The following is a 2,472-nucleotide window of genomic DNA, read 5'->3' on the forward strand; positions in this document are numbered from 1 at the left end:
CGCCCTCCTGCACCTCGGTAAACGTCGCCAAAGCCCCGTCATAGACTTGAACCTCACCCGTCCCGATGTCGAAGAACCAGCCGTGCAGCGTGATCTCGTTTGTCGCAAGCTTCGCAGCCACCGACGGATGGGTCTTTAAATGGTCGAGCTGCACGACGACGTTTTCCATTGCTACCGCACGCACGCGGTCAGTTTCGGAAAGGTCGTCGGGATAGGCTTGGCAAACAATCGAATAGGCGGCGTGGCTGTGCCGCAGCCAGGCTGCGACATTCGGCATTGGCGCCAGCATTTCCGGGTGGCACAGCCCTTTCATCGCCCCGCAATCGGAGTGACCGCAAACGACAATGTCGCTGACGCCGAGCGCCAGGATGGCATATTCGATTGCGGAAGAGACCCCACCATTGAGGGTCGAGAAGGGGGGAACGATATTGCCGGCATTGCGGCAGACGAAAAGATCGCCGGGACCGGACTGCGTTATCGTTTCCGGCATCACTCGGCTGTCGGCACAAGATATCATCAGGGCATGTGGCTGCTGGCCTTCGCGCGCCAGCTTGCGGTAATGGGCCGAATGATTCGGAAACACGGCGCCACGAAAACTGGAGATACCTTTCAGGAAGTCACCCATATATCGGATCCTCTTTCTGGCCGGACGTCGGACTGGGAGGATGTCTCTCATCCGGCGGGTTGCAGAAGCGATCTGTTCGCAGTTGCACAATAAAGGGCAGAACGAGCGCAAAAAAAGAGTCGCGCAGCATATTGCGTCGCAACATTTTTTGAACAAGACGTGATCTGGCTCATTGCCGCTCACGTCACGAATTCCAGGATCGAACCGTTGCGATCCACGTCTTCGCGCGGGGCACCGCCGCCGAATTCGCCGGTGATTCGATGATGCCCTTATTCCGACCGACACAACGGCAACATGATCCAGCACGATGCTTGAAAGAAGGTCCCACGGACTGGACTGGCGGCTCCCATAGAACCGAATCCTTAGCCGCAGGGGTGGTGCTGTCCCGCTTGAGCGCCAAAGGCAAGCCTCATCGGCTGCTCAACAAATATGGTGAAGCCGTAGCGCGAAACGGCGATGAATTTCGGCAGGATTCTGCCTCAGGCCCCTATCGCCAAGAGGGGCCGACGCTCCTGCTCTGCCTTCTCCGCCATGCGGATTTCGTATGCCTTACCCCAGTTTGCCATCACGGTCACGGCATGGTTGAGGCTGCGGCCGAACTCGGTCGCGGAATATTCCACCCGCTGCACCTTCCCCGGAAATACCGCGCGGCTGATGAGATCGTCCGCCTCCATCTCGCGGAGCTGCTGGGCGAGGACTTTCTCGCTGATCCCTGACAGGATGCGCCTCAACTCGCCGAAGCGGCGGGGCGAGAGATTGATCTCCCAGAGGATGTCAGTCTTCCACTTTCCACCGATCACGTTGAGCGCACTCGCAAAGCCGCAATCGTCGTCCGGCAGGCGTTTCATTTCCGATCTCCCCATACTGCAGAGTAACCACTTACCTGAAGGTACGCAATTTACCTCTCCGACTTGCAGCCGTATCAAATGACGTCTCAAATATTGGAGTTCAATTCGATGACGACAATAGGGTTCTTCGGCGCGGGCCGAATGGGAGCTTCACTTGTTCGGACGCTCGCAAAAAGCGGGCATGAGGTACATGTCTGGAACAGAACGGCGGCGAAGGCGGAAGCGCTGGCGCCGTTCGGTGTGCAGCCGAGACCAACGCCGGAAGCGGCGGCGGCTGAGGCCGAGATCGTCTTCGTCAACCTGCTCGACTATGCTGCCTCCGACGCACAGCTGAGAAAGCCGGAGGTCACACAGGCGCTGAAGGGAAAGCTCCTGGTGCAGCTCACCTCGGGCTCCCCAAAAGCGGCGCGCGACACCGGCGCCTGGGCGACCGGCCATGGGATCGCCTATCTCGACGGAGCCATTATGGCGACACCAAATGTCATCGGAGAACCCGACACACTGATCCTCTTCGCCGGATCGAAGTCGCTTTACCAAAAGCACGAAAGGGTATTTGTGGCGCTCGGGGGGAAATCCGCCTTCCTCAGCGAGGATTTCGGGGCTGCATCGGCCCTCGACAGCGCCCTTCTTGGGCAGATGTGGGGCACATTGTTCGGCACGCTTCAAGCGCTCGCCATCAACCGGGCAGAAAACATCGATGCCGACGCCTACTCGACGTACCTCAAGCTCGTCCAGCCGGTCATCGACGGGGCCGAGCGGGACCTCATGCAACGGGTCCACGACGGCCGCGACCGCGGTGACGATGAAACCTTTGCAACAATCGCTGCTCACAATGTCGCTCTCCAGCATCTGCGGCATATCAACGCCGAGCGTGGCCTGAATCCGGTCCTTGCCGATGCCTTCGACAGCCTCTTCACAACCGCCATCCAAAATGGTCACGTCGGCGACGATTTCGCGATACTGGCCCGTTTCATGAGGGCGCCATGACCGATGTAGAAA

Annotated in this window: 3 protein-coding genes; 1 reads left to right on the forward strand and 2 read right to left on the reverse strand. The window is 59.1% G+C overall.

Annotated elements, in window-relative coordinates:
• A partial coding sequence (locus C9413_RS31010; protein WP_170251399.1) for a carbonic anhydrase occupies window positions 1-625 on the reverse strand: 625 nt, incomplete at its 3' end.
• A 479-nt stretch (window positions 626-1,104) separates the two neighbouring features.
• Window positions 1,105-1,473 carry a helix-turn-helix domain-containing protein gene (locus tag C9413_RS31015; RefSeq protein ID WP_040114980.1) on the reverse strand — a complete coding sequence of 123 codons (369 nt, stop codon included), beginning with the start codon at window positions 1,471-1,473 and terminating at the stop codon, window positions 1,105-1,107.
• A 78-nt stretch (window positions 1,474-1,551) separates the two neighbouring features.
• Between C9413_RS31015 and C9413_RS31020 the strand changes: the two genes are divergently transcribed.
• On the forward strand, window positions 1,552-2,460 hold the full coding sequence (locus C9413_RS31020) for an NAD(P)-binding domain-containing protein (protein ID WP_133938138.1): 909 nt from the start codon (window positions 1,552-1,554) through the stop codon (window positions 2,458-2,460).
• The last annotated feature ends 12 nt before the right edge of the window (window positions 2,461-2,472 follow it).

Origin of the sequence: Rhizobium sp. SEMIA 4085 (assembly GCF_013004495.1) — a bacterium.
Lineage (GTDB): Bacteria > Pseudomonadota > Alphaproteobacteria > Rhizobiales > Rhizobiaceae > Rhizobium > Rhizobium gallicum.

Excerpts from the sequence above, each read along its gene's own strand:
- C9413_RS31015 (WP_040114980.1), bottom strand. The coding sequence starts at position 1,473 with ATGAAACGCCTGCCGGACGACGATTGCGGCTTTGCGAGTGCGCTCAAC.
- C9413_RS31020 (WP_133938138.1), top strand. The coding sequence starts at position 1,552 with ATGACGTCTCAAATATTGGAGTTCAATTCGATGACGACAATAGGGTTC.